The sequence below is a fragment of the Cupriavidus basilensis genome (assembly GCF_029335485.1).
Lineage (GTDB): Bacteria > Pseudomonadota > Gammaproteobacteria > Burkholderiales > Burkholderiaceae > Cupriavidus > Cupriavidus basilensis_E.
The window spans coordinates 52,056-75,901 of the sequence record NZ_JARJLM010000255.1; the positions used below are offsets into that span (position 1 = coordinate 52,056).

The 23,846-nt window shown below is 62.2% G+C and carries 22 protein-coding genes and 5 pseudogenes; 14 read left to right on the top strand and 13 right to left on the bottom strand.

From position 1 onward, the window contains the following. Window positions 1-39: 39 nt before the first annotated feature. The 5 genes from ligK to P3W85_RS14700 all read left to right on the top strand — a co-directional run bounded on the left by ligK (window position 40) and on the right by P3W85_RS14700 (window position 5,241). A complete protein-coding gene (gene ligK / locus P3W85_RS14680) occupies window positions 40-723 on the top strand; it encodes a 4-carboxy-4-hydroxy-2-oxoadipate aldolase/oxaloacetate decarboxylase (protein WP_276265327.1) in 684 nt (227 codons plus the stop codon). Between the two features lie 4 nt (window positions 724-727). Then, complete coding sequence (locus P3W85_RS14685) at window positions 728-1,636, top strand: NAD(P)-dependent oxidoreductase (RefSeq protein WP_276265328.1); 909 nt, start codon at window positions 728-730, stop codon at window positions 1,634-1,636. Between the two features lie 50 nt (window positions 1,637-1,686). Continuing rightward, window positions 1,687-2,580, top strand: coding sequence for an amidohydrolase family protein (locus P3W85_RS14690; protein WP_276265329.1), 894 nt, complete (start codon window positions 1,687-1,689; stop codon window positions 2,578-2,580). 167 nt (window positions 2,581-2,747) lie between these two features. Continuing rightward, window positions 2,748-3,800 (top strand): Bug family tripartite tricarboxylate transporter substrate binding protein, encoded by a 1,053-nt coding sequence (locus P3W85_RS14695; protein WP_276265330.1) that lies wholly within the window; start codon window positions 2,748-2,750, stop codon window positions 3,798-3,800. 406 nt (window positions 3,801-4,206) lie between these two features. After that, complete coding sequence (locus P3W85_RS14700; RefSeq protein WP_276265331.1) at window positions 4,207-5,241, top strand: porin; 1,035 nt, start codon at window positions 4,207-4,209, stop codon at window positions 5,239-5,241. A gap of 489 nt (window positions 5,242-5,730) precedes the next feature. On the opposite strand, the pseudogene P3W85_RS14705 reads toward P3W85_RS14700, so the two are convergent. After that, window positions 5,731-5,910: pseudogene (locus P3W85_RS14705) on the bottom strand (hypothetical protein); the annotation flags it as partial. Window positions 5,911-5,986: 76 nt separating this feature from the next. Here P3W85_RS14705 and P3W85_RS45530 point away from each other — a divergent pair. Both P3W85_RS45530 and P3W85_RS14715 read left to right on the top strand, forming a co-directional pair. Beyond that, window positions 5,987-6,178 (top strand): hypothetical protein, encoded by a 192-nt coding sequence (locus P3W85_RS45530; RefSeq protein WP_430869549.1) that lies wholly within the window; start codon window positions 5,987-5,989, stop codon window positions 6,176-6,178. Beyond that, window positions 6,175-6,462: a tripartite tricarboxylate transporter substrate-binding protein gene (locus tag P3W85_RS14715; RefSeq protein WP_276265333.1), complete on the top strand. Its 288-nt coding sequence runs from the start codon at window positions 6,175-6,177 to the stop codon at window positions 6,460-6,462. Before P3W85_RS45530 ends, P3W85_RS14715 begins: the two co-directional genes overlap by 4 nt. Before the next feature lie 89 nt (window positions 6,463-6,551). Here the strand turns inward: P3W85_RS14715 and P3W85_RS14720 are convergent, their stop codons facing one another. Further along, the gene (locus P3W85_RS14720; RefSeq protein WP_276265334.1) at window positions 6,552-7,547 is read right to left on the bottom strand and encodes a tripartite tricarboxylate transporter substrate-binding protein; all 996 of its coding nucleotides are present in this window, start codon (window positions 7,545-7,547) and stop codon (window positions 6,552-6,554) included. Window positions 7,548-7,572: 25 nt separating this feature from the next. Next, window positions 7,573-8,244 (bottom strand): hypothetical protein, encoded by a 672-nt coding sequence (locus P3W85_RS14725; RefSeq protein WP_276265335.1) that lies wholly within the window; start codon window positions 8,242-8,244, stop codon window positions 7,573-7,575. A 33-nt stretch (window positions 8,245-8,277) separates the two neighbouring features. Here P3W85_RS14725 and P3W85_RS14730 point away from each other — a divergent pair, with 33 nt between their 5' ends. Both P3W85_RS14730 and P3W85_RS14735 read left to right on the top strand, forming a co-directional pair. Further along, a complete protein-coding gene (locus P3W85_RS14730) occupies window positions 8,278-9,228 on the top strand; it encodes a LysR family transcriptional regulator (protein WP_276265336.1) in 951 nt (316 codons plus the stop codon). 52 nt (window positions 9,229-9,280) lie between these two features. Continuing rightward, window positions 9,281-9,550, top strand: a pseudogene (locus P3W85_RS14735) (IS110 family transposase); the annotation flags it as partial. 107 nt (window positions 9,551-9,657) lie between these two features. Here the strand turns inward: P3W85_RS14735 and P3W85_RS14740 are convergent. After that, on the bottom strand, window positions 9,658-9,861 hold the full coding sequence (locus P3W85_RS14740; protein WP_276265337.1) for a hypothetical protein: 204 nt from the start codon (window positions 9,859-9,861) through the stop codon (window positions 9,658-9,660). Window positions 9,862-9,905: 44 nt separating this feature from the next. Here P3W85_RS14740 and P3W85_RS14745 point away from each other — a divergent pair, with 44 nt between their 5' ends. Together P3W85_RS14745 and P3W85_RS14750 are read left to right on the top strand one after the other, a co-directional pair. After that, the gene (locus P3W85_RS14745) at window positions 9,906-10,364 is read left to right on the top strand and encodes a cupin domain-containing protein (protein WP_276265338.1); all 459 of its coding nucleotides are present in this window, start codon (window positions 9,906-9,908) and stop codon (window positions 10,362-10,364) included. A 686-nt stretch (window positions 10,365-11,050) separates the two neighbouring features. Beyond that, window positions 11,051-11,863, top strand: coding sequence for an IclR family transcriptional regulator (locus tag P3W85_RS14750; RefSeq protein WP_276265339.1), 813 nt, complete (start codon window positions 11,051-11,053; stop codon window positions 11,861-11,863). Between the two features lie 145 nt (window positions 11,864-12,008). Here the strand turns inward: P3W85_RS14750 and P3W85_RS14755 are convergent, their stop codons facing one another. Together P3W85_RS14755 and P3W85_RS14760 are read right to left on the bottom strand one after the other, a co-directional pair. Continuing rightward, window positions 12,009-12,995: an aldo/keto reductase gene (locus tag P3W85_RS14755; protein WP_276265340.1), complete on the bottom strand. Its 987-nt coding sequence runs from the start codon at window positions 12,993-12,995 to the stop codon at window positions 12,009-12,011. A gap of 11 nt (window positions 12,996-13,006) precedes the next feature. Further along, window positions 13,007-13,996, bottom strand: coding sequence for a Bug family tripartite tricarboxylate transporter substrate binding protein (locus tag P3W85_RS14760; protein WP_276265341.1), 990 nt, complete (start codon window positions 13,994-13,996; stop codon window positions 13,007-13,009). Between the two features lie 185 nt (window positions 13,997-14,181). Here P3W85_RS14760 and P3W85_RS14765 point away from each other — a divergent pair, with 185 nt between their 5' ends. Further along, window positions 14,182-15,654 (top strand): aldehyde dehydrogenase, encoded by a 1,473-nt coding sequence (locus P3W85_RS14765; protein ID WP_276265350.1) that lies wholly within the window; start codon window positions 14,182-14,184, stop codon window positions 15,652-15,654. Between the two features lie 534 nt (window positions 15,655-16,188). Here the strand turns inward: P3W85_RS14765 and P3W85_RS14770 are convergent. From P3W85_RS14770 to P3W85_RS14785, 4 genes and pseudogenes are all read right to left on the bottom strand, one after another. After that, window positions 16,189-16,428, bottom strand: a pseudogene (locus P3W85_RS14770) (DNA methyltransferase); the annotation flags it as partial. A 272-nt stretch (window positions 16,429-16,700) separates the two neighbouring features. Then, complete coding sequence (locus P3W85_RS14775; protein WP_276265342.1) at window positions 16,701-18,023, bottom strand: sulfatase family protein; 1,323 nt, start codon at window positions 18,021-18,023, stop codon at window positions 16,701-16,703. A gap of 7 nt (window positions 18,024-18,030) precedes the next feature. Next, the gene (locus P3W85_RS14780; protein WP_276265343.1) at window positions 18,031-19,008 is read right to left on the bottom strand and encodes a Bug family tripartite tricarboxylate transporter substrate binding protein; all 978 of its coding nucleotides are present in this window, start codon (window positions 19,006-19,008) and stop codon (window positions 18,031-18,033) included. A gap of 98 nt (window positions 19,009-19,106) precedes the next feature. Beyond that, window positions 19,107-19,916, bottom strand: a complete 810-nt coding sequence (locus P3W85_RS14785; protein WP_276265344.1) for a GntR family transcriptional regulator — start codon at window positions 19,914-19,916, stop codon at window positions 19,107-19,109. A gap of 82 nt (window positions 19,917-19,998) precedes the next feature. Between P3W85_RS14785 and P3W85_RS14790 the strand changes: the two are divergent. Both P3W85_RS14790 and P3W85_RS14795 read left to right on the top strand, forming a co-directional pair. Beyond that, window positions 19,999-20,298 (top strand): annotated as a pseudogene (locus tag P3W85_RS14790) (Rieske 2Fe-2S domain-containing protein); the annotation flags it as partial. 229 nt (window positions 20,299-20,527) lie between these two features. Beyond that, complete coding sequence (locus tag P3W85_RS14795; RefSeq protein WP_276265345.1) at window positions 20,528-21,046, top strand: MarR family winged helix-turn-helix transcriptional regulator; 519 nt, start codon at window positions 20,528-20,530, stop codon at window positions 21,044-21,046. Window positions 21,047-21,427: 381 nt separating this feature from the next. Here P3W85_RS14795 and P3W85_RS14800 read toward each other — a convergent pair whose 3' ends face one another. The 3 genes and pseudogenes from P3W85_RS14800 to P3W85_RS14810 form a co-directional block, all read right to left on the bottom strand. Next, window positions 21,428-22,885, bottom strand: coding sequence for a flavin-containing monooxygenase (locus P3W85_RS14800; RefSeq protein WP_276265346.1), 1,458 nt, complete (start codon window positions 22,883-22,885; stop codon window positions 21,428-21,430). Next, a complete protein-coding gene (locus P3W85_RS14805; protein ID WP_276265347.1) occupies window positions 22,882-23,631 on the bottom strand; it encodes an SDR family NAD(P)-dependent oxidoreductase in 750 nt (249 codons plus the stop codon). The genes P3W85_RS14800 and P3W85_RS14805 overlap by 4 nt, the downstream gene beginning before the upstream one ends. Before the next feature lie 33 nt (window positions 23,632-23,664). Then, a pseudogene (locus tag P3W85_RS14810) lies at window positions 23,665-23,846 on the bottom strand (tripartite tricarboxylate transporter substrate-binding protein); the annotation flags it as partial.

Consider the following 23,846-nt stretch of genomic DNA (forward strand, 5'->3'; position numbering starts at 1 on the left):
CAGCCCCAGGTGATCACAACCCATTCTCAATCCCCAGTCATGAATCAACTCGGCATCGTCAAGCGTCATATCGAGCGCGCCTCCGCCGCGGCGGCAAAAGAACTGTCCAAGTTCGGAGTCGCCACAATTCATGAGGCCATGGGCCGTATCGGGCTGATGAAGCCAGAGATGCGTCCGGCCTTTCCCGGCGCACGCCTGTGTGGCACTGCGGTCACCGTTCTGCTGCAGCCCGGCGACAACTGGATGCTGCATGTGGCGGCGGAGCAATTGACGCCGGGCGACGTGGTGGTCGCGGCCTGCACGGCCGAAAGCAGCGATGGTTTCTTTGGCGATCTGCTTGCAACCTCGTTCCGGGCGCGTGGCGGCGCAGGCCTGGTGATCGACGGCGGTGTACGCGATGTCAAAGAACTGAGAGAAATGGGCTTTCCAGTGTTCTCCCGAGCCATTCATGCGCGCGGCACAGTCAAGGCCACGCTGGGCTCGGTCAACGTGCCAGTGGTCTGCAGCGGGGCCTTGGTCAATCCGGGGGATGTCGTGATCGCCGACGAGGATGGTGTGGTGGTGGTGCCTGCCGCCATCGCCCAGCAAGTAGCGAATGCCGCCAGTGAGCGCGAGGACAAGGAAGCGGCGAAACGCGTGCGCCTCGCAGCCGGCGAACTTGGCCTGGACATCTACAACATGCGGCCCAGCCTAGCCAAGGCTGGCCTGCGCTATATCGACTGACATCATGACCTCATCGAACGATGCTCGCCAGTGGCATATCGGCTTGGTCGGCTATGGAGAGGTTGGCCGCACGCTAGCCGAAGACCTCCGTGCGGCCGGTGTGATTGTTTCCGCCTTCGACCGGCTGTTGCAAGCCCCAAGCGGGGAAGCGTTGCAGCGCCACGCTGCCGCCATCGGCGTAAGGCTGGCAAGCAGCCATTCCGATCTGGTCGCCGGCGCGGACTTGGTCGTCAGTGCCGTCACCGCCGATCAGACCCTGGCGGTGGCGCAGGCCTGCCGGGCGGGGCTGCGTGCCGGGGCCTTCTTCCTGGACTTCAACTCCGCTTCGCCCGGCACCAAGATCGAGGCTGCCGGGTTGGTGGACGGCGCGGGTGGCCGCTATGTGGAAGGCGCTGTGATGACCTCCATCGGCCCCTACCGGATACGCGTGCCCTTGCTGCTGGGCGGACCGTCGGCAGCGCGCTTGCACCCACACCTGGAGACGCTGGGCTTTCAGGCAAAGGTAGGCTCGGCCGCGCTTGGGGTCGTCTCGGCTACCAAGATGTGCCGCAGCATCCTGATCAAGGGTCTGGAGGCCATGGTGATCGAATGCTTCTCTGCGGCCCGCGCTTACGGCGTGGAGGACGCGATGCTGGCTTCGTTGGCTGAAACCTTCCCGGGAATCGATTGGGAGCAACAAGGTAGCTATTTCTTTCACCGGGTGATTCAGCATGGCCGCCGCCGCGCGGAGGAGATGCACGAGGTCGCGCGCACTGTCAGCGAAGTCGGCCTGGAGCCAATGTCGGCCAGTAGCACCGCCGAACGACAGGCATGGGTTGCCGATCTCGCGGCCCGAGGTCTGTTCGGTGATGGCGACGCGCCGCTTGGCGACTGGCGCATCGAAGCCGACCGTATCCTCAATGCCACCGTCTGATCCGGGCGTGTCTTTTCAGTAAGCCCAGACCCATTTCAAGGAAGCGACTCATGCCGATGGACCCGAACTGGCTGCCATTCCACCCAGCTCCCTCGCTCCCCCAATTCAGGCTGCCAGCGGGCGCGGTTGATGCGCACTGCCACGTGTTTGGCCCGGAGCATCTTTTCCCGTTCGCGCCGGAGCGCAAGTACACACCCTGCGACGCTTCCTGCGAGCAACTCTTTGCGTTGCGCGATCACCTTGGCTTCGAACGCAATGTCGTGGTCCAGGCCACGTGCCACGGGCATGACAACAGTGCCCTGCTCGATGCGCTGGCCCGCTCCGAGGGCAAAGCCCGAGGCGTGGTTTCGGTGCCGCGTGAAGTCAGCGACGCCGAGTTGCACGCCATGCACGAGGCAGGGGTGCGGGGCGTTCGCTTCAATTTTGTCAGGCGCTTGGTCGAATTCACACCTCGCGAGGTCCTGTTCGACATCGCCAACCGCATTGCACCGCTCGGCTGGCACGTAGTGGTGTACTTCGAAGCGCAAGATCTGCCCGAACTTTGGAACTTCTTCACCACGTTGCCGTCCCCGGTGGTGGTAGACCACATGGGACGACCAGACATCAGCAAGCGCGTCGACGGTCCCGAGTTCGGGCTATTCCTGCGGCTGATGCAAGAACATGACAATGTCTGGTCGAAGGTTAGCTGTCCGGAACGCCTGAGCTTGTCGGGGCCGCCAGACTACGAGGATGTAGTCCCCTTTGCGCGCACGCTGGTGGAGCGCTTCCCGGATCGTGTACTGTGGGGCACCGACTGGCCACACCCGAATCTAAAAGGCCATATGCCCGACGACGGCAAGCTCGTTGACTACGTGCCGAAGATCGCTCCGACCGCCGATCTCCAGCGCAAGCTGTTGGCGGACAATCCGACCCGGCTGTACTGGGGCGAAGGCAGCGGACGCTAAGCGCCACCGACGCGATACCGGGAACCGGTCGGGGTCGCACACCGCTCCCCTCCCATGCGGCTCGGCAGCACACCCAGCGATGGCGCCAAAGAGCGCAAGCACGTATGCAGCGCGCCTTGAGAGAGCGGCTGTCTACGCGTACGTACCATGACCAGAATGGAGACGACATGTCTAAGAAACCAACCACCACACAGCCACTTTCACCAACCCCGGTCCAACTCGGCAGGACGACGGTGCCCGGCCTGCGCCAGCGCTTGCGTTGGCTGGCCCCCATTCTCGCCGCGTGCGGCATGCTGGCGAGCACGGCGGCACTGGCGCAAGCGCCATTCCCCAGCAAGCCGCTGCGCATCGTCGTGGGCTTCGGTGCTGGCGGCGTAGCCGACATCGCAGCGCGCATTGTGGCCCAGGGCCTGGGCCAGGAGTTGGGCAAGCCAGTGGTGGTCGAGAACCTGCCCGGTGCCGGCGGCATCAACGCGGCAGTTGCAGTGGCCAAGGCAGAGCCAGACGGACACACACTACTGCTGGTCAGCAACCAGAACGCGGTCAGTTCTTCGCTGTTCAAGACGCTTCCTTACCGCCCGCTCGAAGACTTTGCCATGATTTCGCCGATTGGCAGCTTCGACCTGGTCATGGTGGTGGACAAGGCGAGCAAGCTCAAGACCGTAGGCGAGGCTATCGCCCAGGCGCGCAAGGATCCGGCAGGCTTCAATATCGGCACGGTGGGGATCGGCAGCACACAGAACCTCGCTGCGCAACTCTTCATCGCAATGGCCGGGCTTGACGCCCAGGTGGTGCCGTTCCGATCTAGCGGCGATGTGGTCAGCGCGCTGCGCGGCGGCAATGTGCAGGCCGGATTCGAGACCATGCCGGCAGTGCTGCCGCAGATCCAGTCCGGCGCCCTGCGTCCGCTCGCCGTCACGGGAAGCAAGCGGTTCGCCAGCCTGCCCGGCACACCCACCATGAGCGAGACTGGTCTCACGAACTACCAAGCCACGTCCTGGAACGGCTTGGCCGCGCCCGCGAAGACTCCGGTCGCGGTTGTGACGCGCCTCAACCAGGCGCTTGCCAAGGTGGTGCAGTCCCCCGCATCGGCAAAGAAACTGGCGGACCTGGGACTGGAACCGCGCTCCAGCACCCCGCAGGCGTTCCAGGCACTCGTCGCCGGCGAAATTCGCAAGTGGCATGAGGTCATTGAGCGCGCGCACATCGAAAAGCAATAAGCACGCTATCGCTGGGCCGATCGAGGCAGCCACTGCCAGCAACCCGCCCGGCGCCTGATCCAACGTGGATTTCTCTCACGTCGACGCGACGGTTGGCAGGAGACGTCATGTCCAGCGCGCTCACACGCAGCCACAAGTAGACACCACAACAAAGAGGAGACGCCCTGCATGTCGCGATATTCGGTACGTTGGCAGCCGTACAAGACTGAGACGCGCGAGCGAAGTCTGGAAGAAATCGCTCCATAGTTCGGTTTGCGTCCAACCCAATAATCAAAGGAGAAAAGAACGAAGCTCGACATCTTTACAAGCACGTTTGAATGCAGCCGGGGGGCTCAGCCCGTAGCGGCCTGATCGCTATGGCATCAAAAAGAAGGTCCTGTCAAGGGACGGGTGAGGAGGAGAGACGATGAAAAGCAATGTCACGTTGAAGCGAACTGCGGGTGCTGCCTTGCTGGCGGCAATCGGTGCAGGGATGAATGCTGAGGTTCGCGCACAAAGCTCGGTAGAGTTATACGGGCTGGTCGGTACTTACGTCGCGTCGTCAAAGCGCGCGGATACGCCAACGGCGACGTGGTTGGAGGGAAGCGGGGGGCTTACCACGTCCTATTGGGGTATGCGTGGGACGGAAGACCTCGGTGGGAATCTAAAGGCAGTATTCACGCTGGAGAGCTTCTTTCAACCCGACACCGGTGGGCAAGGACGCAATGCCACGGACCCGTTCTTTGCCCGCAACGCCTATCTTGGGCTTCAGGGGGGATTTGGGCAAATCACGTTCGGGCGGCAAACCAACCCGACCTACGCGGTGATGCAGCGGCTAAATCCGTTTGGTGCCTCTGTTGTCTTTTCGCCGTTGGTGACGCAGTCGTTCGTTGCGACCTTCGGTGGCGCAATCGTAGGCGATACGGTCTGGAACAACGCCGTCCGGTATGAAACCCCCGACTTTGGCGGATTCAGCGGTACAGCCATTTACGGTTTTGGCGAGGTTCCTGGTCACAATGGCACTGCGAATATCGGGCTTCACGGCTTTTACTCAGGTGGGAACCTGACTGCTGGTGTTTCGTTGCAACGTGTACGCAGCGGTATCACCGCCCCCATCATTTCGCAGGATGCCTACCTTGCGGGCATTGGCTACGATTTCAAATGGGCCAAGCTCTTCGCAACGATAGAGGGAACGAGCACCAATGGGAATGACGCTTTGACGCGGACTTACCAAGTTGGCTTCTCTGTGCCGGTCACGACGTCGGGTTCGGTGCTAGTGGATTGGGCAAGAACAACACGCAACCAGCCGCGGACCCCGTACTCCATCAGGAACACGGCATCGCTTGGCTACGACTACTTCCTGTCGAAGCGCACCGATGTCTACGCCATCTATATGTTCGACAAGCTATCGACCGCATCCACCGGAAGTACCTTCGCGCTTGGTCTGCGTCACAAATTCTGAGTGCGCCGGAAGACCGGTAAGGAGCGCGGAACCCCGCAAGGTGGGGTCCCATCCCGTTGCTGCGCAATACTGTCCTGACGCCGTTTGATTAGGAGATGCGGCGCAGGGGCTATCAATCACGCGGTACGCGGATGATTGGGTGGTCACCAGTTCATCCCGGGCCGAAGAGAACGCCACAATCGCGGCGGAGACGAAAATCCTGACAGCGCTGAGCGTACAACTACCCCCGCAGAAGCAGAGGCTAATGCCGCCTCGCAGCGATCATCATTGCACTGGTTGCCACCAACCGCACGCGATGAGCCGCGGGCTCGGTGCCTCGCTCCGTGCCACGTCTCTAATCGTGCATGTTCAATTTGGATTTGAGTTTCTCGGATATCTTCAGCGACAAGTCGCAGGTGGCAGTCTCGGCTGTGCAGCCTACCCCCATCCTCGAATGGTGTGCGCTGCCAATGCCATCGAGCGATGTGCCAGCCGAACTTGGCCTGTCGGCTATCGCATCTCTGGAAGTTGCTCTAAGGGGCGGAACTTCCCTTTTTCGAGTTTGTGGCTTTTCCGCCGCACGAAGTCGCCGGTCGGGTTGATGTGCTCCCAGCCGAGCGGCGACAGGTACGAAAACAGCGACGGATCAATGCGTGTGTCGCCATCCACTTGTGTCTGCACCGCACGTTCAAAACAACTCGCCTCGCCTCCGCCAGCGCCAGCGGTCCGCACGCACCTCGCGCCGGGGCAGGGGTCCCTGCATCACTTGGCGACCGAACTGCTCAAGCAGAACGAGGGCATTTTCATGGCGCACGTGCCGTATCGGGTGGCTCCGGGAGTCTATCAGGGGCTGCTGACGGGGGACATCCAGGGCATGTTCGAAACCCTATCCGGGCCGCTCCCATTCATTGAAAGCGGCCGCAGCGGGCCCTGGCCGTCACCGGCTCCCACCGTGTGAAAGCGCTGCCGCAGGTGCCGACGCTGTGCGAACAGGGTCTGCACGACATGGATGTCAGCTCGTGGTGGGGAATCGTTGGGCCAGCAGGCATGGCAGCCCCCGTTGTCGCGAAGCTCAACGCGGACATCACGGCCGTGCTGAACGAGCCGGAAGTGCGCGCCATGCTGGCGCGCGCGGGCACGGAGCCGAGCCCGGGCACGCCCGAGGCTTTTGGGCGTCACATCGCCAGCGAGTACCAACGTTGGCGGCAAGTCGTGGTGCAACGAAATCTAAGGTTCGACTGAACGGGCCGTTCTGTGGAATGCGGATACAGCCATCGGCTTTGCGCTCGTCCTGCCAGAGCCGTATCGCCAGCCGCTATTCAGCCGGCTCTTCAGCCCTCGGGCGTGAACCCAGACGCTCGCACGATCGGAGCCCAGAAGTCGTACTCACGCCGGATGGCAGCTTGCAACTGCGCCGGTGTCGACGAATCGATGCCCAGGTAGGAGCGCTCCAAGACGTCGCGCAGGTCCCCCTCCCTCAGTGCCGCGTGCAGAGCCTCCACCGCCGTTTGCACCGTCGTGGTCGACGTGCGAGCGGGCATGAGCGCGCCGAACCATTCGCGCCGCGCAAGCGCTGGCAGCCCCAGTTCGCGGAAGGTCGGCACCTGGGGGAAGAACGGCGAGCGCTCGGGCCAGGTGGTCGCCAGCACGCGCAGCTTGCCGGCCTGCAGCAGAGGGCGGGCGGAGGCCTCGGTCGACAGCGCCGCCGCCACTTCTCCCGCAGCCGTGGCCTGCATCGCCGCGGAGCCGCCGCGGTACGGGATGTACCCCAGCGTCACACCGGCCTCGCGCGCCATCAGCGTGGCCATGAAGTGGGGCAGCGAGCCGGCGCCCGGATTGCCGCACTGCGCAGCCGCGGGATCGGCACGGCACCACTGCTTGAATGCCTCGAAGCTGTTGACCTCCGGCGGTACCTTGGGCCCGACAGCCAGCGCAAAGCCCGTGCTGGCCACCGTGGATACCGGCGCCAGGTCGGTGAACACGTCGTAGCTCAGCTGGCGATAGACGTGCGGATACAGCGTGAAGGCGGAGGCCGGCGCGACGAGCATGGCCGAGCCGTCCGCGCGCGCTCTCTTGAGTTCCTCGATGGCCAGCCGTCCTGCCGCGCCGGGCTTGTTCTCCACGATCACGTGGTCGGCATAGCGCCCGGTGAGTTTCTCCGCCAGCTTGCGGCAGACGACGTCAATCGATCCGCCCGCCGGGTAGCCGTGGATGATCCGCAAGGCATCGATTCGAGGCTGTGCCCGCAGGGACAAAGGGGCAGCGATGCCGGCGGAGAGCAGGGCAGAGGTCAGCCGGCGCCGTTGGGTGTTGATCGTTTCCATCATCTTCTCCTTCTGGATTGCGAACGATTCATCCTTGCGTGAGCACGACGGTCCAGGCCAGCGCCAGGGTATCGGCACCGTCGCGCAAGACGTCGGGAGTGAGCAATTCGGGGCGTGCCACCGCGCGGTACCAGCGATCGTGGCCGTTCAGCGGATGACCAGGCAGGAAGATCTGCGTAATCAAGCGGTCCACCTGGCCTGTCACCTGCACATGCACATGGGGCGCACGCTGCACAAGGCCATCGGCATAGGCGCCGGGCACCAGGCTGCGGAAAGCGAAGCGGCCTTGCGTATCGCTGCACACGCTGCCGTGGCCCGCGAACCCCTTGACCACTCGCTCGTGATCGGGCGCACTGGGGTGCCGGTAGCGGCCGTGGTAGTCGGCATGCCAGATTTCGACGAGTGCGTCGGCCACAGGTACACCGAGAAGATTGAGCACCCTGCCTTGCAATTGGAGGTAACGCGCACCATCGGGCAACCGAGCATCACCACTCCACAGATCAGCATCCGAACCGTTCGAGGGGGTAAGGGGGTAGTACGGCCCGAGCAATAGACCGGGTGTGCGCCGCACAACGGCCGGCTCGCGGTCCACTGTAGTCTCGTCGCTAACCATCGCCATCATGTTTTTGCCCTTTGCACCTGTGTCGGGTGCCAGATTAGGGTTGCAGGCCGTTCCGGGAAAGCATTCTTTTGGCATCATATGATCTCGTTCCAAGATCAATGGAGGCGAGGCATGGACATCGAACGGGCAATGCGGCGGGTGCGCCTGCACGATCTGCAGACCCTGGTGGCCGTCGTTCAAGCGGGCGGCATGCGCAAGGCTTCACAGGCCATGCACCTGTCCCAGTCGGCGGTGTCGAGGGTCATCGGCGAGTTGGAAGACACGCTGGGCCTGCGCCTGCTGGAGCGAGGCCCCAAGGGCATTGAGCCTACGCCATTCGGGGAGGCGCTGGTGCGCCGATCCAAGGCGGTGTTCGACGAGATGCAAGGCGCTCTGCGTGAGCTGGATCACCTGGCCGACCCCAGCGGTGGTGAAGTGCGGCTGGGGTGCATGGAAACGCTGCATGCCGGTCTGGTCAGCGCCACGATGGAGGCGGTGTTGCGCAAGCACCCTCGCATGCGCTTTGTGCTGGAGTCCGGACAGTCGCCGGACCTCATCAACCACTTCCTGATGGAGCGGATGGTGAGCTTTGTCGTGGCACGACCTTACAAGCTGCCGCTTCCTCCTGGCATCGACGGCGAGCCGCTGTTTCATGACCATATGCGGGTCGTGGTTGGCCATGCAGGTCCCTTCGCCAAGCGTCGGCGCATCGAACTGGACGAGTTGGTCGATGCACACTGGATCCTGTCGCGCAATGAGGTTATGCCCGAGACGCCGCTGCCCGAGGCGTTGGCGGCGCGGGGCCTGGCGATGCCGCAGCGGGTCATCCACTCCGGCTCCCTGATGGCCCGATACAGCCTGCTGGACACGGGTCGCTTTGTGACCATGGTCCCGCACTCGCTCCTGCCCTTTGGGCGGCATCGCGAGATGTTCAAGGTCCTGCCCATTGCGCTGCCGCCGTGGCGTACGCCCACCATGATCTTGACATTGCGCGGCCGGACCCTGGGCCCGGCGGCACAGCTCTTTCTTTCCGTGCTGCGAGAGTTGGCCCAACCGCTTTGCTTGCCGCCGCGCTCGCAGTGAAGTCGATCCCGTGTGCGGCGCAGCATCGCCGGCCGCGCTCCGTCATGACTGACTGGCGGCGATGAGCCTGTCGCGCAACGACTTCGGGGTAGGCGCGTTCTACCCGCGGCTGTGCGCGCGCATTGACACGCCGCGCGCCAATCCCGCCGTCGCCCATAAGCTCGCCTGGATGGTGTACCTCATGCTGGCCCGCAGCGAAGTCTTCGTCGACCAGGGCCAGCAGCACTACGAAGAACAGCAGCGCCAGCGCGCCGTCGCCGCTCTCCAACGCCGCGCGACTACCCTCGGTTCCCAGATCACCCAAGCCGTTCGGCCAGCTTGAAAAAAACCTGCTGCCCCAACTGTTTCTCAGGAGCGCGATACCGAAATGCGGCAAGCAAGGCATAAAACGCGACCGGCGCTCAGCCAAGCTGACGGGATAGCGCAAGCCTATTCAGGCAGCCCGGCGATGCGTAGCGCGTCGCCAAGCATTTGTGCAAGCGGGGGCGCACAGTCGACGCCGGCAAACTGGCGGCTGAATCGGAAAGTCGGCTGCAATTCCAGAACGCGCGCGGCGGCAGCTTTCGCTTCATCGATTCGATCCAGAGCAACGAGCGGTCCAATCAGGATCACGTAATTAGGGTTGGACTGCACCGCCTGATAAGCGGCCTTGGCCGCCTGGTTTGAGAGGCCATATCATGACTGCAACGGCGATCATCCGGATGCCGGGCGAAGGCAAGCAAGTGCAGCTCGCCGGCCAGCCCATGGCGTTTCTCGTCACCGGCGACCACACCCGCCATATGTCGATGTTCGAATGGACGATCCCGGCCGGCTTTTCGACGGGGCTGCACGTGCATCGCGTGCAGGAAGAGACCTTCCATGTGCTGGAGGGCGAGTGCGACTGGCAGATTGGCGACCGGCGCGTACGCGCGACGCCGGGCACCTATGTGTTCCTGCCACCGGGCGTGGCGCACAACATCGCCAATCTCTCGGACAAGCCAGCGCACGTCTTGATGACAGTGTCGCTGCCCGGTCACGAGCATTACTTCGAGGAGCTTGCGGATACCGTAGCCAGGGGTGGCGCGGCGAATCCGGAGAAAGTCGCCGATCTGCGCGCCCGGTACGACACGGATCAGATCTCAGCACTCGAAGGCTAGATCGTGCTAACAAGCCCTTAAGGAGTGGGTCGGCCCGCCTGATCTGTGCGCGAAAAGCTCCAGGCGCAGGTGCGGCGGGAACTGGAGGCGGTGACGAAGAAAGGCAATGCACCGTAGCTCGCATGTGAGCCAGCTTGGCCGAACAAGCGCAAAACGGTTTGACGGATTCGCTGAGGCGATGGGAACCGAACCCTCGTCATAAGCTTGGGGGCCTTCCGCTCTACCGCTGAGCTACCCCCGCCCGTTGACCGACATGAAAAAGAAGACGACCCGCCTCATGGAGGCATGGAGGTGGCGGGTCGCCTGTCCGTCAACCGCGGGAGATCAGCGCCGCAGCGAGAGTATTGGGCGTCCAACCCCGGATGAATACCCATTCCCACCATGGGTCAATTGGAATATCTGCGCTATTAGTGTAATAAATGCGTAAATATGATATTACGGCGCCGATCCAGAAGGCGCATCGGGCTGTTCGAGAATCGAGAGAAGACACAGTGATGTGGCTATCGAGCCGGTTTTCCTTTCTGGACGGTCAGCCCTTGCGTCCCTATCGGCCCAGATCTGAGAAGAGGCTGCCTGTTGGAAAAACTGGAGTGGAACCCAGCTATTGTTCTATCTGGTAGAATTGAGTTTCCAATACCTACAGACCTCAGATCGCCAGAGCAGAAATTGTTTCGGACGGTACTCTGTTGTTTCCGAAGAAGGTTAAGCCTGTAGATCGGCTGGCTTCGGGACTCTACCCTTCAGTTGCCCGACACTTCAATGGCTTTGGCAGTTCTGCTGCTCATCATATGTCGGAAGAAACCGGTGTTGCCGCCGTAGACCGCGCCCTCAGCATTCTGGGAACGTTCACGCCGCAGGACCACAGCCTTACTCTCACACAAATCGCCGAGCGCGCGAGCCTGCACAAGAGCACCGTGCTGCGCCTAGCGGAGTCTTTGCAGCGCGCCGGCTATCTCGTGCGCATTACCGATGGCAGCTACCAGATTGGCTCCAAACCACTCCAGCTCGGCGCCATTTTTCAACGACAGTTTCGAACCTCGGAATACGTTGTCCCGGTCCTGCGCGAGCTTGTGGCCCTATTGGGCGAGAGTGCTTCGTACTACGTGCCGGCGCAAAATGGTCGCATCTGCCTGCATCGCGTGGATGCCCCGCGTATGATTCGGGACGTCGTGCGCGAGGGCGATTGGCGGCCACTGGAAAACGGAGCGGCCGGTAGCGTGATCATGGCGTTCCGCGGCGATCCAGGGGAACGCCTCGACCGAGTACGCCGCGAATTCTGGGCATCCTCGTTCGGCAATGAAGTCGATCCAGAATTGGCGGCAGTCTCTGTCCCTGTTTTCGGTCCAGACGGGGGGCTCGCTGGCGCGCTGAGCATCTCGGGCCCGCGCTATCGGCTGGAGGAATCGGGCACCAAGAGCTATGTGCCCGCTCTTCAAGACGCCGCGCGACGTCTTTCGGCCAACTTTGGCGCCGACACAAGCATCTACCCGGCGGCCTAGGATCCCCGATCGCGGCACCCTCGCCGTACATGAATTACCCGCTCCCGGCTGTGTATTCACATGCCGGCGTATGTGCCAGATGCGCTACAGGCGAGCATCGCAAGCGCTTGGGCGCGAGATCCAACCGCCTCGCGCCAAGAGGCCATTAGCGACCACTTTGCAATCGCTTCATCGCTGAAGCGCTGTAGCGTTGGCCGGCCGCAGCCCCCAGCGGAAACACGGCGTCGATCCGAGCCCACACTTCAGCGGGCACCGACAGCGCCAGCGCGGCCTGCGCATCGTCGATATGCTCTGGCGCGGTGGCCCCGGCGATCGGGCTGGCCTTCAGGTGGCGACGGCACCAGGCAAGAGCAAGCTGCGCCGCGGACACACCCATCTCGGCAGCCATGGCGCGCAGCGCATCGACCAGTTCCAGGTTGCGGCGGAAATTCTCACCCTGAAAACGGGGCATGTCGCGCCGCTGGTCCTCGGGCGGAAAATCCTCCGGCTTGCGCACCGCACCACTGAGGAAACCGCGCCCCAGCGACGCATAGCCAAAAAACCACGCGCCCTGCGCCTGCAGGAACTCCAGCATCTCCTCCTCTGGCTCGCGACTCCAGAGCGAGTATTCGGACTGCACCGCCGCGACCGGATGGATGGCTGCGGCGCGCCGGTATATGGCGGGACCCACTTCGCACAAGCCCAAGGCGCGCACCTTGCCTTTTTCCACCAGCCTCGCCATTGCGCACCAAGTGTCCTCGATGGGCACGTGTGAGTCCACTCGATGCAGATAGTAGATATCGATGTGGTCGGTGCCTAGGCGCCGCAGGCTCGCGTCGCAGGCGGGCTCGACCCTTTCCGGGCGCGCATCCAGGCCTCGCTGGTCGGCCCGCTCGCCAAAGGTGTAGCCGAACTTTGTGGCCAGCACCACGTTTTTTCGGAGCGGACCAAGGCAGCGACCCACCAAGATTTCATTGGCGCCATCGGCATACAGGTCGGCGGTGTCGATGTAGCGTCCACCCGCGTCAAGGTAGCGGGCGATGGTCGCGGCCGCCTGATTTTCGTTCACGGGGCCGTAGTAGCCGGTCAGGGCCATCGTGCCCAGCACATAGGGGGGCATCTGCGCGTCGGGCAGTGTCGGTCTTGCATTCATGGGGCAGGTACTCAATCGATGGTCAGTTTGTTGGCGCGCACCACGCCGCCGAAGTTGGCGATCTCAGTGCGGATCTGTTCGGCGAAACGTGTTGGATTGCTGTCAATCACGGGCTCGAGGCCGGCAGCATTGAGTCTCTCCTGGTACGCGGCAGACGAGACAGCCCGGACGATCTCGGTATGCAGGCGGTCGACCACTGGCTTTGGCGTGCCGGCCGGAACCAGCAGGCCATACCATGAATCGAGCCGGAAGCCCTTCAAGCCTGATTCCTCGAACGTAGGCACGTTCGGCAGCAGGCGGCTGCGCTGTGGCGCAGCCACGGCAATCGCACGCAGCTGGCCAGCGCGAAGTTGAGGCAGCACCGAACCCAGCGTGGCAAACATCATGTCCACCTGCCCCCCAATCAGATCGGTCACTGCGGGCGCAGCACCCCGGTAAGGAATGTGCACGATCGCCGTGTGGGTGAGTATCTTGAACATCTCTGCCGAGAGGTGTGGGGTGCCTCCGCTACCGGCGCTCGCGTAGCTGTACTTACCAGGATGGGACTTCATCAACGCCACAAATTCGGCGTAGTTCTTCGCCGGGAACTTCGGATTTACAACGAGCACTGTCGGCGCCACGGCCACGGCGGTGACGGGAGCGAAGGCCTTCTCAGTGTCGAACTTCAAAGTCTTATAGAGCACCGCATTGATCGAATGATTGGTCGCGGCCATCAGGATCGTGTAGCCGTCAGGCTTGGCACGCGCCACCTGCTCGGCCGCAATGGTAGCGTTGGCGCCAGGCTTGTTGTCCACCAGCACGGGCTGCCCTATCGATCGGCTGAGCGAATCGGCGATCAGCCGCGCTACCACATCGGTCGGACCGCCCGCCGGAAAGCCGACCACCATGCGGACCGGCTGACTTGGAAAGAGATCGCTTTGCGCGTGCGATGCGCTGGCAAGGCAGAGGGACGCTGCAAAGGCAGTCGCCCACCGCCAGAGTCGATACGTGAAACAGGGCATGAAACGGGTCTCCTGATTGATTTGCGAATTCAGTACTGGCGATGCGCGCCACCAAATAATAGAATGTAGTTCTGTCAGACGCAATCAAATTTAGCGGCACTCAATGCGAAATTTGCTTGCCGACGACGCCAGTGCCTTGCCTTCAACATTTCCTCTCACGGAGATTTGCCATGACCACGACCCCGATGCCACGCTTCATGCACTACATCAACGGCCACGATGTGTCCCCCACCTCTGATCGGTTCTTTGAAACGCAGAACCCTTATACGGGACAAACCTGGGCGGAAGTCGCACGCGGCAACGCCAGCGACGTAGACCGCGCTGTCCAGGCAGCGCACGCGGCGTTCGAGGCGGGGGAATGGTCACGCCTAAGTGCCACCCAGCGCGGTGAACTCCTGTTTCGCCTGTCAGAACTGCTGCAGCGTGACGCCGCTCGACTTGCCGAGGTCGAAATGCGCGACAACGGCAAGCTGGCCGCTGAGGTCACCTCGCAGGTGCGCTACGTGGCGGACTACTTTCGCTACTACGCCGGATTGGCCGACAAGGTGGAAAGTCGCGTGATCCCGACGGACAAGAAGGGCGTGACATGCTTTACCCGATACGAAGCCAAAGGCGTCGTGGCCATCATCACGCCGTGGAACTCGCCGCTCACGCTGACGAGTTGGAAGCTCGCGCCCGCACTGGCGGCTGGCTGTACGGCTGTCATCAAGCCCTCCGAGTTCACCTCACCATCGGCCATACTGTTCGCGCAACTGTTCAAGGAGGCAGGGTTTCCAGACGGCGTGGTCAACGTCGTCACGGGCTTCGGTGCCGAAGTCGGCGAACCGCTGGTGGCCCATCCGCTGGTTGCGCACGTAGGGTTCACGGGTGGCGAAATGGCCGGGCAGAAGATCTACGAAGCCGCCGCACGTGGCCTCAAGACGGTCACGCTCGAACTCGGCGGCAAATCCCCGAACATCGTGTTTGACGATGCGGATCTGGACCAGGCCGTTAAGGGGGTGGTCTCGGGCATCTTCGCCGCTGCCGGGCAGACTTGTATCGCGGGCTCTCGCCTTCTGGTGCAGGAATCGATCCATGACGCGCTCGTCGCTCGTCTGGTGGACTTTGTGAAGAACGCCAAGCTCGGCGACCCGACGCGGCCGGACACGCAGATCGGCCCGATCGCAACCCGACCTCAGTTTGAAAAGATTCTTAGCTACCTCGATATTGCCCGCGCCGAGGGCGCACACTGCGCTCTCGGGGGCAAGCGCCGCGACGATCTGGGCGTGGGCTGGTTCGTCGAGCCGACTATCTTCACCGGCGTGAACAACCGCATGCGCATCGCTCAAGAAGAAGTGTTCGGTCCGGTTCTGGCCGTGATTCCGTTCAAGGATGAGCAGGATGCCATTCGCATAGGCAACGACGTGCAGTACGGCCTAGCCGCTGGCGTGTGGACGAAGTCGCTGCACCGCGCGATGTTCATGTCGGAGAAACTGCGCGCGGGCACGGTGTGGATCAACAACTACCGCGCCACTAGCTTCACCACGCCGTTCGGCGGCTACAAGCGTTCCGGCATAGGACGTGAATCTGGCGTGGAGGCTATCAAGGAGTATCTCGAAACAAAGAGCATCTGGATCTCAACTGATCTGGATGTTCCCAACCCTTTCGTTCGGCGCTAACTTCTGGTCAACACGGACCGCGTTGCGGCGCATTCCAGGCAGCGTTGACTCCATCCGAATTGACTCCATCCGAATCGTATTCGATATCGACCTGCCGCGCCTCACACTACGTCGCCGTGGGTCGGTCCGCGAAGTGAGTGCAATCGAGAAAGCCGTCAAAGTGCAATGCGGTGCGTTCCCGCATACAAACGATTCCCCGTGGCGCCGACCCATTTGTCTCTCGAGACAATTACCCAAAATGACTGTCAGCCAGCAATGCGAGTGCTGTCTAGATGTGCTGTGTTTCACCCACGGCGTGCGCAGCATGGGCGTGCGAGTACATGGTTGCCAACTCCGGGAGCAACTCACGCGGCGAGGCCTGCTTCACGTGGAGATGCTTGAGATTGCGGGTTGCATCCGCGAGTTAGAGAGGTTGGGGGGACTGCCATTGCGTTCATGGTGATTCTCCTATCTGGTTTGGCGCGTGCGGACCGAGGTTTTAGCATCGAAACGCGTCGGAGCGCCTCTTGGCGTCAGGGCCTCTGAGGATCCAGATCAGTCCAGGGTTGCAAGTGCCGGATGCAGGCCGAAGCCCGCGCAACCCCGAAAGAGTTCGGCGCCGCCGCGCAGATACTCCAACATCCAGTCGGTTACCAACCACCGACGCCCGAGCCTCTCCGCAGCCAGCCCAGTCCGGACCGTGCCGCCAAACGGATCCACGACCAGGTCGTCCGGCTCGGTGAGGAAGCGGACGAAGAAATCCGGGATACCCGTCGGTTGCATCGCCCCATGGAGAGAGAGGCCGAGTTCCTTCGCGCGCTGCCGATATGGCCGGGTATCCGGGCAGGCGTGGCCACGCTAGATGACATTGCGCGGAAGTCGGCCCGCGGTGTCGCGACCGAAGGAGCCAGGCCCCAGACGGTACGCGCCATCGCTACAGATTGCTGCCCGCGCCTCGCCGCCGGCGGCGATCGGCTTCCTATGCCGTTCGGTCTGCGCAAGCAGCCCGCGGCGGTTGGCCGACGAAGGTTTGAATAGCGGCACGCGAGAATGAACCGGCCGCACGCTTAACGTTGCGGGATGTCGTCTATTGAGTAAGCTAGACTGATGCCAGCATCTTCAGGGATAGGCGGCAGTTCGTCATTCCAACTCTCCCAGGCCGTGCGCAGCGTGTTCAGCCTGCTCGGATCGCGACGGGCTTGGTTGGCGCGCTCGCGTTCATCGGCTTCGATGTTGAACAGGTAATCAACGCCATCTACACGCAGGTATTTCCAGTCACCCAGGCGCATGGCCCGCTGACCCCGGTGATTCATACGCCAGTACAGGGGCCGCAGAAATGTGTTTCGAGCGTCATGCAGAACCGGGAGCAGCGATATCCCATCCAGCGGATAGGCCGGATCCGCCGCGACGCTGGCTGCGTCGAGCATCGTGGCGGACCAGTCCATGGACATGCAGTGCTGGCGGCTTTCCTGTCCAGGTGCGATCACAGCTGGCCAATGGGCAATCCACGGCACCCGGATACCGCCTTCGGTCAAATCCATCTTGCCTCCCACCAAAGGCCAGTTATCTGAAAAGCGTTCACCGCCGTTGTCGCTGGTGAACACGATCAGGGTGTTGTCCAGCTGGCCGCTATTGCGCAATGCCTGCACCATCCAGCCGATGCCTTCATCCATGTGGTGGATCATGCGGCGGTAGGTATGGATGTTGCCGCCGTGCACGTGGAACAGTTTGCCATCGAGGTCCTGTGCGACGTCGGCGTCGTCCCGAGTTTCCCAGGGCCAATGCGGAGCGGTGTAGTGCAGGCTCAGAAAAAAAGGCGCATCCTGGCGGGCCATCCGGTTCACATAGTCCACCGCTCGCTGCGACAGCAAATCGGTCAGGTAGCCCTCTTCGGACTTTTCCTCCTCTCCGACGTAGAGGTCATGCGTGCCGTTGTTGCTGCAGTGCGTGAAGTAGTCCACGCCACCTGACATCGGACCGAAGAACTCCTCATAGCCCGATTTGAGCGGGCCGAAGACGGGCGGGTAGCCAAGATGCCATTTCCCAATCAGTGCGGTTCGATAGCCGTTGGCGCGCAGCAGAGACGGCAGAGTAGGGTGATACACCGGGAGGCCCAGCGTGGTGCTGTCCTTGCTTTTGCTGCTGATGGGCTCCTCCGCTGCGCCGCGCAGCCGATACTGGTAGCGCCCCGTGATCATGGCGAAGCGCGTGGGCGAACATACTGGGGAGTTGGCATAGCCTTGGGTGAACTTCAGGCCATTGGCCGCAAGGCGGTCGAGCACCGGCGACACCGGGCCGAACGCCGCATCGCGACCGCCGTAGCAGCCCATGTCAGCATAGCCGAGATCGTCTGCCACGATGTAGATGATGTTGGGGCGGGACTGGCTCATTTAGGGGTCACTCCACCTTCATGCCGGTTGCGCGTGCCAATCGGGCGTAGCGTTCCGAGGTTTGTTGCAATCGCTTGGCGGCATCGGCACCTGTATGGACTTCAGGATGGAGGTCCAAGTTAGCCATGCGGGCTTGAATATCGGGGCGATTCAGTCCTTCGACCATGGCTTTCTGCAGAGTCTGAACGACAGGCTCGGGCGTGGCTGCCGGAACCATGACCAGATACAGCACCTCTTGTTCCAGATCCTTCAGGCCCGCCTCGGCTACAGTAGGAGTATCAGGCAGCAACTGGGAACGTTGGGCGCTGGTCACAGCCATCGGAGTGACCTTCCCGCTTTTCACATGGGGGAGCATGCCAGGTGTGGCCAGCATACCGCCGTCGACCTCTCCGGCCACCACCGCCATCACCGCCGGGGTATTGCCCTTGTAGGGGATATGCGCCACCTTGGCCTGGGTCGCGTCGCTGAAGAGTTCTGCGGCCAGATGTCCCGGACTGCCGCTGCCGCCCGAACTGAGGGCTAGGCCTTTGCTTTTGCCCCGCGCCACCAGTTCGGTCATGGTTTTGATGCCGATGCCTGAATTCACGCCGACCAGCAGCCCGGAAGACGCCATGATCAGCACGGGTTTGAGATCACTTGCCTTGAAGGCCATGGTCTTATAGATGTGCGGATTGATCGTGAACGTCGTATCGATGCCCACTAGCACCGTATAGCCGTCTGCCGCGCTTTTAGCGACCGCATCTGCGCCGAGGTTTCCTCTGGCCCCCGCCTTGTTCTCAACAATCACGGTCTGCTTCAGACTGGACTGCAAAGCGTCAGCCAACGAGCGGGCCAAAATGTCAGAAGGCCCACCCGGTGGAAAATTGTTGACGAATTTGATGGTTTTGCTGGGATAGTTGGCCTGTGCCAACGTCGGGCCGGCTAAAACGGCGAGCAGAATGCCGAGGACCGCATTGCAAGCGACGCGGCGAGGGATGAAAGGCATGCACTGTCTCCAGTTTTTTCGAAACTGTAGGGCGTCTCCCTCTAATTGTTCAAAACAATCAGCAATGTTTTGAACTCGGTGGCATAGAAATCCATCCGCTAGGTCTGCTTCGACTTGGCCTGCGGCCTAGGTTTGGTTTGTGCACCGCGGCCGTGGCGCACCGTCGCCGCATCGGGCGCTGTGACGGGGGCCACTTCCTTGCCGGGTGACGAGGTGGCCGTCAGACCGAGCAGTTCTCCATAGCGGAGCCCGACGTGGGCGTGCTCGCGCATCAGCATTTCCACCCGGGCGGACTCGCCTCGAACCAAAGCGTCGAGGACGAGCCGATGATGAAATTGTGCAATGCGCAGCTTTTCGTACTCCTTGTCCAGAGCCTGCTTGTCGATCACGATGGAGCCCGCTGAGGCGAAGGGAAGGTGGTTGTTACGCATGATGGCATCGGCGATCACATCGCTTCCGGTGGAGCCCACGATGGTGCTGTGGAAGATGTCGTTGAGTTGACTCCAGTGGCCGATATCGTCGATTTCCAGATATCCTTTTCCCAGGACGCGCTCACCGTCATCGACGCAGGCCTGCAGCGTGGCGCGCACCGCGTCGTCCAGGCCGCGTTCTGCCAAGCGGCGCGCAGCCAACCCCTCCAGTACGCCCCGCACTTCGAGGGCGCAGAGTACGTCTGCCTCGGAAAACGCTCGGACGACAACGCCGCGCTTGCCCGCCTTTCCGAGCAGCCCTTCCTGTTCGAGGGTGCGAAAGGCCAAGCGAATCGGTGTGCGTGACACGCCCAGAGCCTCCGCCACCGCGATCTCGGCCAAGCGCGTCCCAGGTGGGTATCGGCCGTCCATGATCAGCTTGCGCAGGCTGGCCAGAACACCGAGAGAGTCGGCGCCTTCTGTTTTGATTGGATCCATTGGAGATATTTTCTTGGATTCTTTTGACGAAAATTCATAGAATTGGATCCCATAATCCAACCCCATGAGAAACCGGGGACTGATGTTCCCTCAAAACGCTTGGTATGTGGCGTGTACGCCCGATGAAATTGGCGGAAAGCCGCTGGACCGGACCATTTGCGGCGAGTCCATGGTGTTTTACCGCGGTCCGCAGCAGCAGGTCGTCGCACTGGAGGATTACTGCCCGCACCGCGGTGCCCCGCTGTCGCGGGGCATGGTCTGTGAAGGCAATCTGATTTGCGGCTACCACGGCCTGGAGATGGGATGCGATGGCAAGACCATCGCCATGCCCGGCCAGCGGGTGAGGGGGTTCCCTGCGGTGCGCGCCTTTCCGGTGATTGAGTGGCCTCGCGCCATCAATTCATCTGGCAGGTGGTCCAGTGAATGGCGAAGCTTCCGCTGGGGCCATATGCTCAAGTTGGCCTCACCCAAAAGCGGGCGCCCGAATGGGGGCCTTTGTGTGGCCTAGGTCATTGAAAACATGTCGACCGGAGGACTCGGTTCGCATGCCGCGGTGTGAAGATCAAATCAGAAAACCTCATCCAAGAGGTATGGCCCAGGAGACAAGCTTCATGGAGATCGACCCCGAGAACCTGCTGAACTTTCGCTTATGGCGACTCGTTTCGCTCGCGGGTGCGCCCGTCACGCGGTTGTGCGAGGGCCGCTATGGCATTACCCGGCGCGAGTGGCATTTGCTGCTTCTTCTGTTCCGCGACAGTTCGTTGTCGCCATCGGAACTGGCGGAACGCGCCTCGCTCGATCGAGCGCGTGTCTCCAAGGCCGTCGGCGGACTGATTGAGAAGGCTCTGGTGCAACGGAATCCCGGACGCGACGATCGGTGCCGAATCATCCTGGCGCTGACGGAAAAAGGGGTGACCTTGGTGAGAGACCTGTTTCCCCAGGTCGAAGCCATTAACGCGCGGGTCCTTTCCTCCATCCCTCCCGCGGCTCAAGATGCGTTCTTCTCGGCACTGGATGCCATGACACGGCAAGCGAATGAAATTGCCCGGGAGGCCGGAGTAGACGTTCGGATCGACCGCTACCGAGGCGGGCGGAAGCGGCTTTGGGAGGGGAACGACTTTCCTGATTGATGTCGGGCGGCAACTGCCAAAATGGAACAGGGCATCCGCCAAAATCAGCTGCGAATGGCGACGTGTGCGTCGCCCGACTGCTCGGCGGCTAACGAGGTTCACCGCCTTCAGAAATGAAGGCTCGTGAGGACAAAGCGATAGTTCTCGCCGACGCAATCGATCGCCCTTCGTTGGGCTGCCGTTCGAGGTGGTCGTTTGACAGATCCGTACCGCCCGCACCCATCAGCTGTCTCCGACTGGAGGTGGGTGCGGCGCCGGGGCTAGGCCTCCACCACCCGGGCGCCCGGCTCCGCACGAAGGCGCCGCGCTCCCATCAGGGCGTTATGCAGGCGTGCGGATGCGGGCATTGAGAGCAGTGGCGCCAAGATCGCCTCGCCGACCTTAGCGGAAGAGGTAGTCATCGGGCTTCACGGCCTGCGTCATGTTTCGGTACCGCGTTTGCGTGCCAGGGAAGTTCGTGACCACCTTACCCGCCGCATTCATGTAGTAGCTGCTGCAGTGGGCGGCGGTTTGGGTGGTGGACGCGATGTCCCGCTGCAGGTCGTCGCAGAAGCGGCGCATCGCTTCGTGGCGGACTTCCATCGTGGCGGCGCCACGCGAAGCCAGGCTACGCAGCGCAGCCATGATGTACTGCGCCTGGCACTCCAGCATGAAGAGCACGCTGCCGGGCACGTTGGTGTTCGGGCCGAACTGGATGAACATGTTCGGAAACCCGTGTACGGTGATGCCTAGGTAAGCCTCTGCGCCGTCCTGCCAGACGTCGTGCAGCAGCACGCCGTTGCATCCCCGCACAGTGATGCCGGGCAGGTAGTTCGACGGGTTGAAGCCGGTGGCGTAGACGATGAGATCGGCTTCGCGAAGCTTGCCATCGCGCGTGAGCACGCCGGTCTCGGTCAGCGTTTCGATTGGCTCCGTCACGACTTCCACGTTCGGCTGCTGCAGCGCCCGATACCACTCGTTCGAAAACAGCGATCGTTTGCAACCCAGCGTGAAGTTGGGTGTGAGCTTGGCGCGCAGCGCAGAGTCGGGGACCTGTTGCGCCAGGTACTGCATGAAGGCATCCTGCGCAGCCTGGGTGGCGGTGAAGTCCTTGCGGCGGCCCGCAACCACCTCGAATTCGGCAAAAATCCGTTCGCGCTCGGAGAGGGGCTGGCCGGCGGCGATCACCGACTTCGGAACCACGAAGGGCGGCGTGCGCTGGTACAGTGAGACTTGGGACGCCGCCCGCGCGATCTCCGGCACGATCTGTATTGCACTGGCGCCCGTGCCGATGATAGCCACGCGCAGGGCAGTGGGGTCCAGCTCATCGCGCCAATTGGCTGAGTGGAAGGCTTCGCCTTGGAAGCGTTCGCACCCTGCGATGCGTGGCATCGTCGGATCGTTGAAGATCCCGACAGAGGGTACGAAGCACTCGCCTTCCCAGGCCATGCCCTGTTCGGTGGATACGGTCCAGCGCTGGCGGGCGTCGTCGAAGACCGCTTCGGTCACTCGCTGACCGAGGCGCAGATGCGGACCGAGACCGTACTTGGCCACGACGTGGTGGATGTAGTCCAGGAGTTCGCGCTGCTTCGGGTAGCCTGTGGTCCAGGGGTATTCGGCCTCGAAGGAATAGGAATACAGTACCGCCGGAATGTCGCAGGCGGAGCCGGGGTAGTGGTTGTCACGCCAGACGCCGCCAATGTCTTCGGCGCGCTCCAGAATCACGAAGTCGTCGATGCCTGCCTGTTTGAGCAGTACCCCCAGTCCGATGCCCGCGAAACCCGCGCCGACGATAACGGCGCGATGCGTGCTGCTCGCGCCAGCGCGTACCGCTTCGGATGATTTTGCTGATGTGCTCATTCCAGATACCCCCCGTCGATAAGAAAGGTCTGCCCGGTTGTCATGCAGCTTTCGTCGGAGGCCAGGAACAGTACCGTCTGGCCGATCTCCGTCGGCGTGACGAAGCGCCCGAGCTTGATGCGCGCAATCAGGTCCGCATGGCGCTGCTCGGGGTCAGGGTGGCGATCGATCAAGCGGCGCAGCATCTCGCTGTCGACCATACCGGGATGCACCGTGTTGACGCGGATGCGCCGCGCCGCCAGGTCACCTGCTGCCGAGCGCATCAGCCCCACCACGGCATGCTTGCTGGCGGTGTAGGCGATGTTGCGCGGCGCGCCTGCCAGCCCCATGATCGAGGACGTGATGATGACGCTCCCCCCGTCGCGCAACTGCGGTGCGATGTACTTGATGCCAAGGAACACGCCCCTGACGTTCACATCCATCACCTTGTCGTATACGTCTTCGGGGTATTCATTCGTCGGCTGCACCATGCCTTCCACGCCCGCATTGGCGAAGAAGATATCTACGCCGCCGAAGCGCCCAATGGCCTCGTGAGCTGTGCGCTGGGTGTCCTCTGGAGAGGTGACGTCTGCCGCGACCAGCAGTGTGGTCGCAGGGTCGAATTCCGTACAGGCGCTTTCCAGCATTTCTCGCTTGGCATCAACGAGCACCAGCCGAGCTTCCTGCTGGGCGAACAGCCGGGCTGTCGCTAAGCCAATGTTGCCTGCCGCCCCAGTGATGATGGCGACTTTGTTCTTCAATCTCATGATTGTCCTCGCTTAGATTGCTGCGTTTAGTGTTTATGGGTTGGCTTTGAAGCCGGATTCCTTGATGACAGCGGACCAACGTTTCTGATCGCGCGCCATAATGTCGGCCAAGCCTTGCGGGCCGACGTTCATCACCTCCAGGCCGTAGTCAGTCAGACGCTTCTTCATGTCGGGTTCGTTGACTGCGGCTAGGGCAGCGCGCGAGAGCGACTCGA

What these genes read in the sequence shown, in the direction of transcription:
- ligK (WP_276265327.1), top strand. Translation starts at nt 40, where the DNA reads ATGAATCAACTCGGCATCGTCAAGCGTCATATCGAGCGCGCCTCCGCC.
- P3W85_RS14685 (WP_276265328.1), top strand. Translation starts at nt 728, where the DNA reads ATGACCTCATCGAACGATGCTCGCCAGTGGCATATCGGCTTGGTCGGC.
- P3W85_RS14690 (WP_276265329.1), top strand. Translation starts at nt 1,687, where the DNA reads ATGCCGATGGACCCGAACTGGCTGCCATTCCACCCAGCTCCCTCGCTC.
- P3W85_RS14695 (WP_276265330.1), top strand. Translation starts at nt 2,748, where the DNA reads ATGTCTAAGAAACCAACCACCACACAGCCACTTTCACCAACCCCGGTC.
- P3W85_RS14700 (WP_276265331.1), top strand. Translation starts at nt 4,207, where the DNA reads ATGAAAAGCAATGTCACGTTGAAGCGAACTGCGGGTGCTGCCTTGCTG.
- P3W85_RS14720 (WP_276265334.1), bottom strand. Translation starts at nt 7,547, where the DNA reads ATGATGGAAACGATCAACACCCAACGGCGCCGGCTGACCTCTGCCCTG.
- P3W85_RS14725 (WP_276265335.1), bottom strand. Translation starts at nt 8,244, where the DNA reads ATGATGCCAAAAGAATGCTTTCCCGGAACGGCCTGCAACCCTAATCTG.
- P3W85_RS14730 (WP_276265336.1), top strand. Translation starts at nt 8,278, where the DNA reads ATGGACATCGAACGGGCAATGCGGCGGGTGCGCCTGCACGATCTGCAG.
- P3W85_RS14745 (WP_276265338.1), top strand. Translation starts at nt 9,906, where the DNA reads ATGACTGCAACGGCGATCATCCGGATGCCGGGCGAAGGCAAGCAAGTG.
- P3W85_RS14755 (WP_276265340.1), bottom strand. Translation starts at nt 12,995, where the DNA reads ATGAATGCAAGACCGACACTGCCCGACGCGCAGATGCCCCCCTATGTG.
- P3W85_RS14760 (WP_276265341.1), bottom strand. Translation starts at nt 13,996, where the DNA reads ATGCCCTGTTTCACGTATCGACTCTGGCGGTGGGCGACTGCCTTTGCA.
- P3W85_RS14765 (WP_276265350.1), top strand. Translation starts at nt 14,182, where the DNA reads ATGCCACGCTTCATGCACTACATCAACGGCCACGATGTGTCCCCCACC.
- P3W85_RS14775 (WP_276265342.1), bottom strand. Translation starts at nt 18,023, where the DNA reads ATGAGCCAGTCCCGCCCCAACATCATCTACATCGTGGCAGACGATCTC.
- P3W85_RS14780 (WP_276265343.1), bottom strand. Translation starts at nt 19,008, where the DNA reads ATGCCTTTCATCCCTCGCCGCGTCGCTTGCAATGCGGTCCTCGGCATT.
- P3W85_RS14785 (WP_276265344.1), bottom strand. Translation starts at nt 19,916, where the DNA reads ATGGATCCAATCAAAACAGAAGGCGCCGACTCTCTCGGTGTTCTGGCC.
- P3W85_RS14795 (WP_276265345.1), top strand. Translation starts at nt 20,528, where the DNA reads ATGGAGATCGACCCCGAGAACCTGCTGAACTTTCGCTTATGGCGACTC.
- P3W85_RS14800 (WP_276265346.1), bottom strand. Translation starts at nt 22,885, where the DNA reads ATGAGCACATCAGCAAAATCATCCGAAGCGGTACGCGCTGGCGCGAGC.
- P3W85_RS14805 (WP_276265347.1), bottom strand. Translation starts at nt 23,631, where the DNA reads ATGAGATTGAAGAACAAAGTCGCCATCATCACTGGGGCGGCAGGCAAC.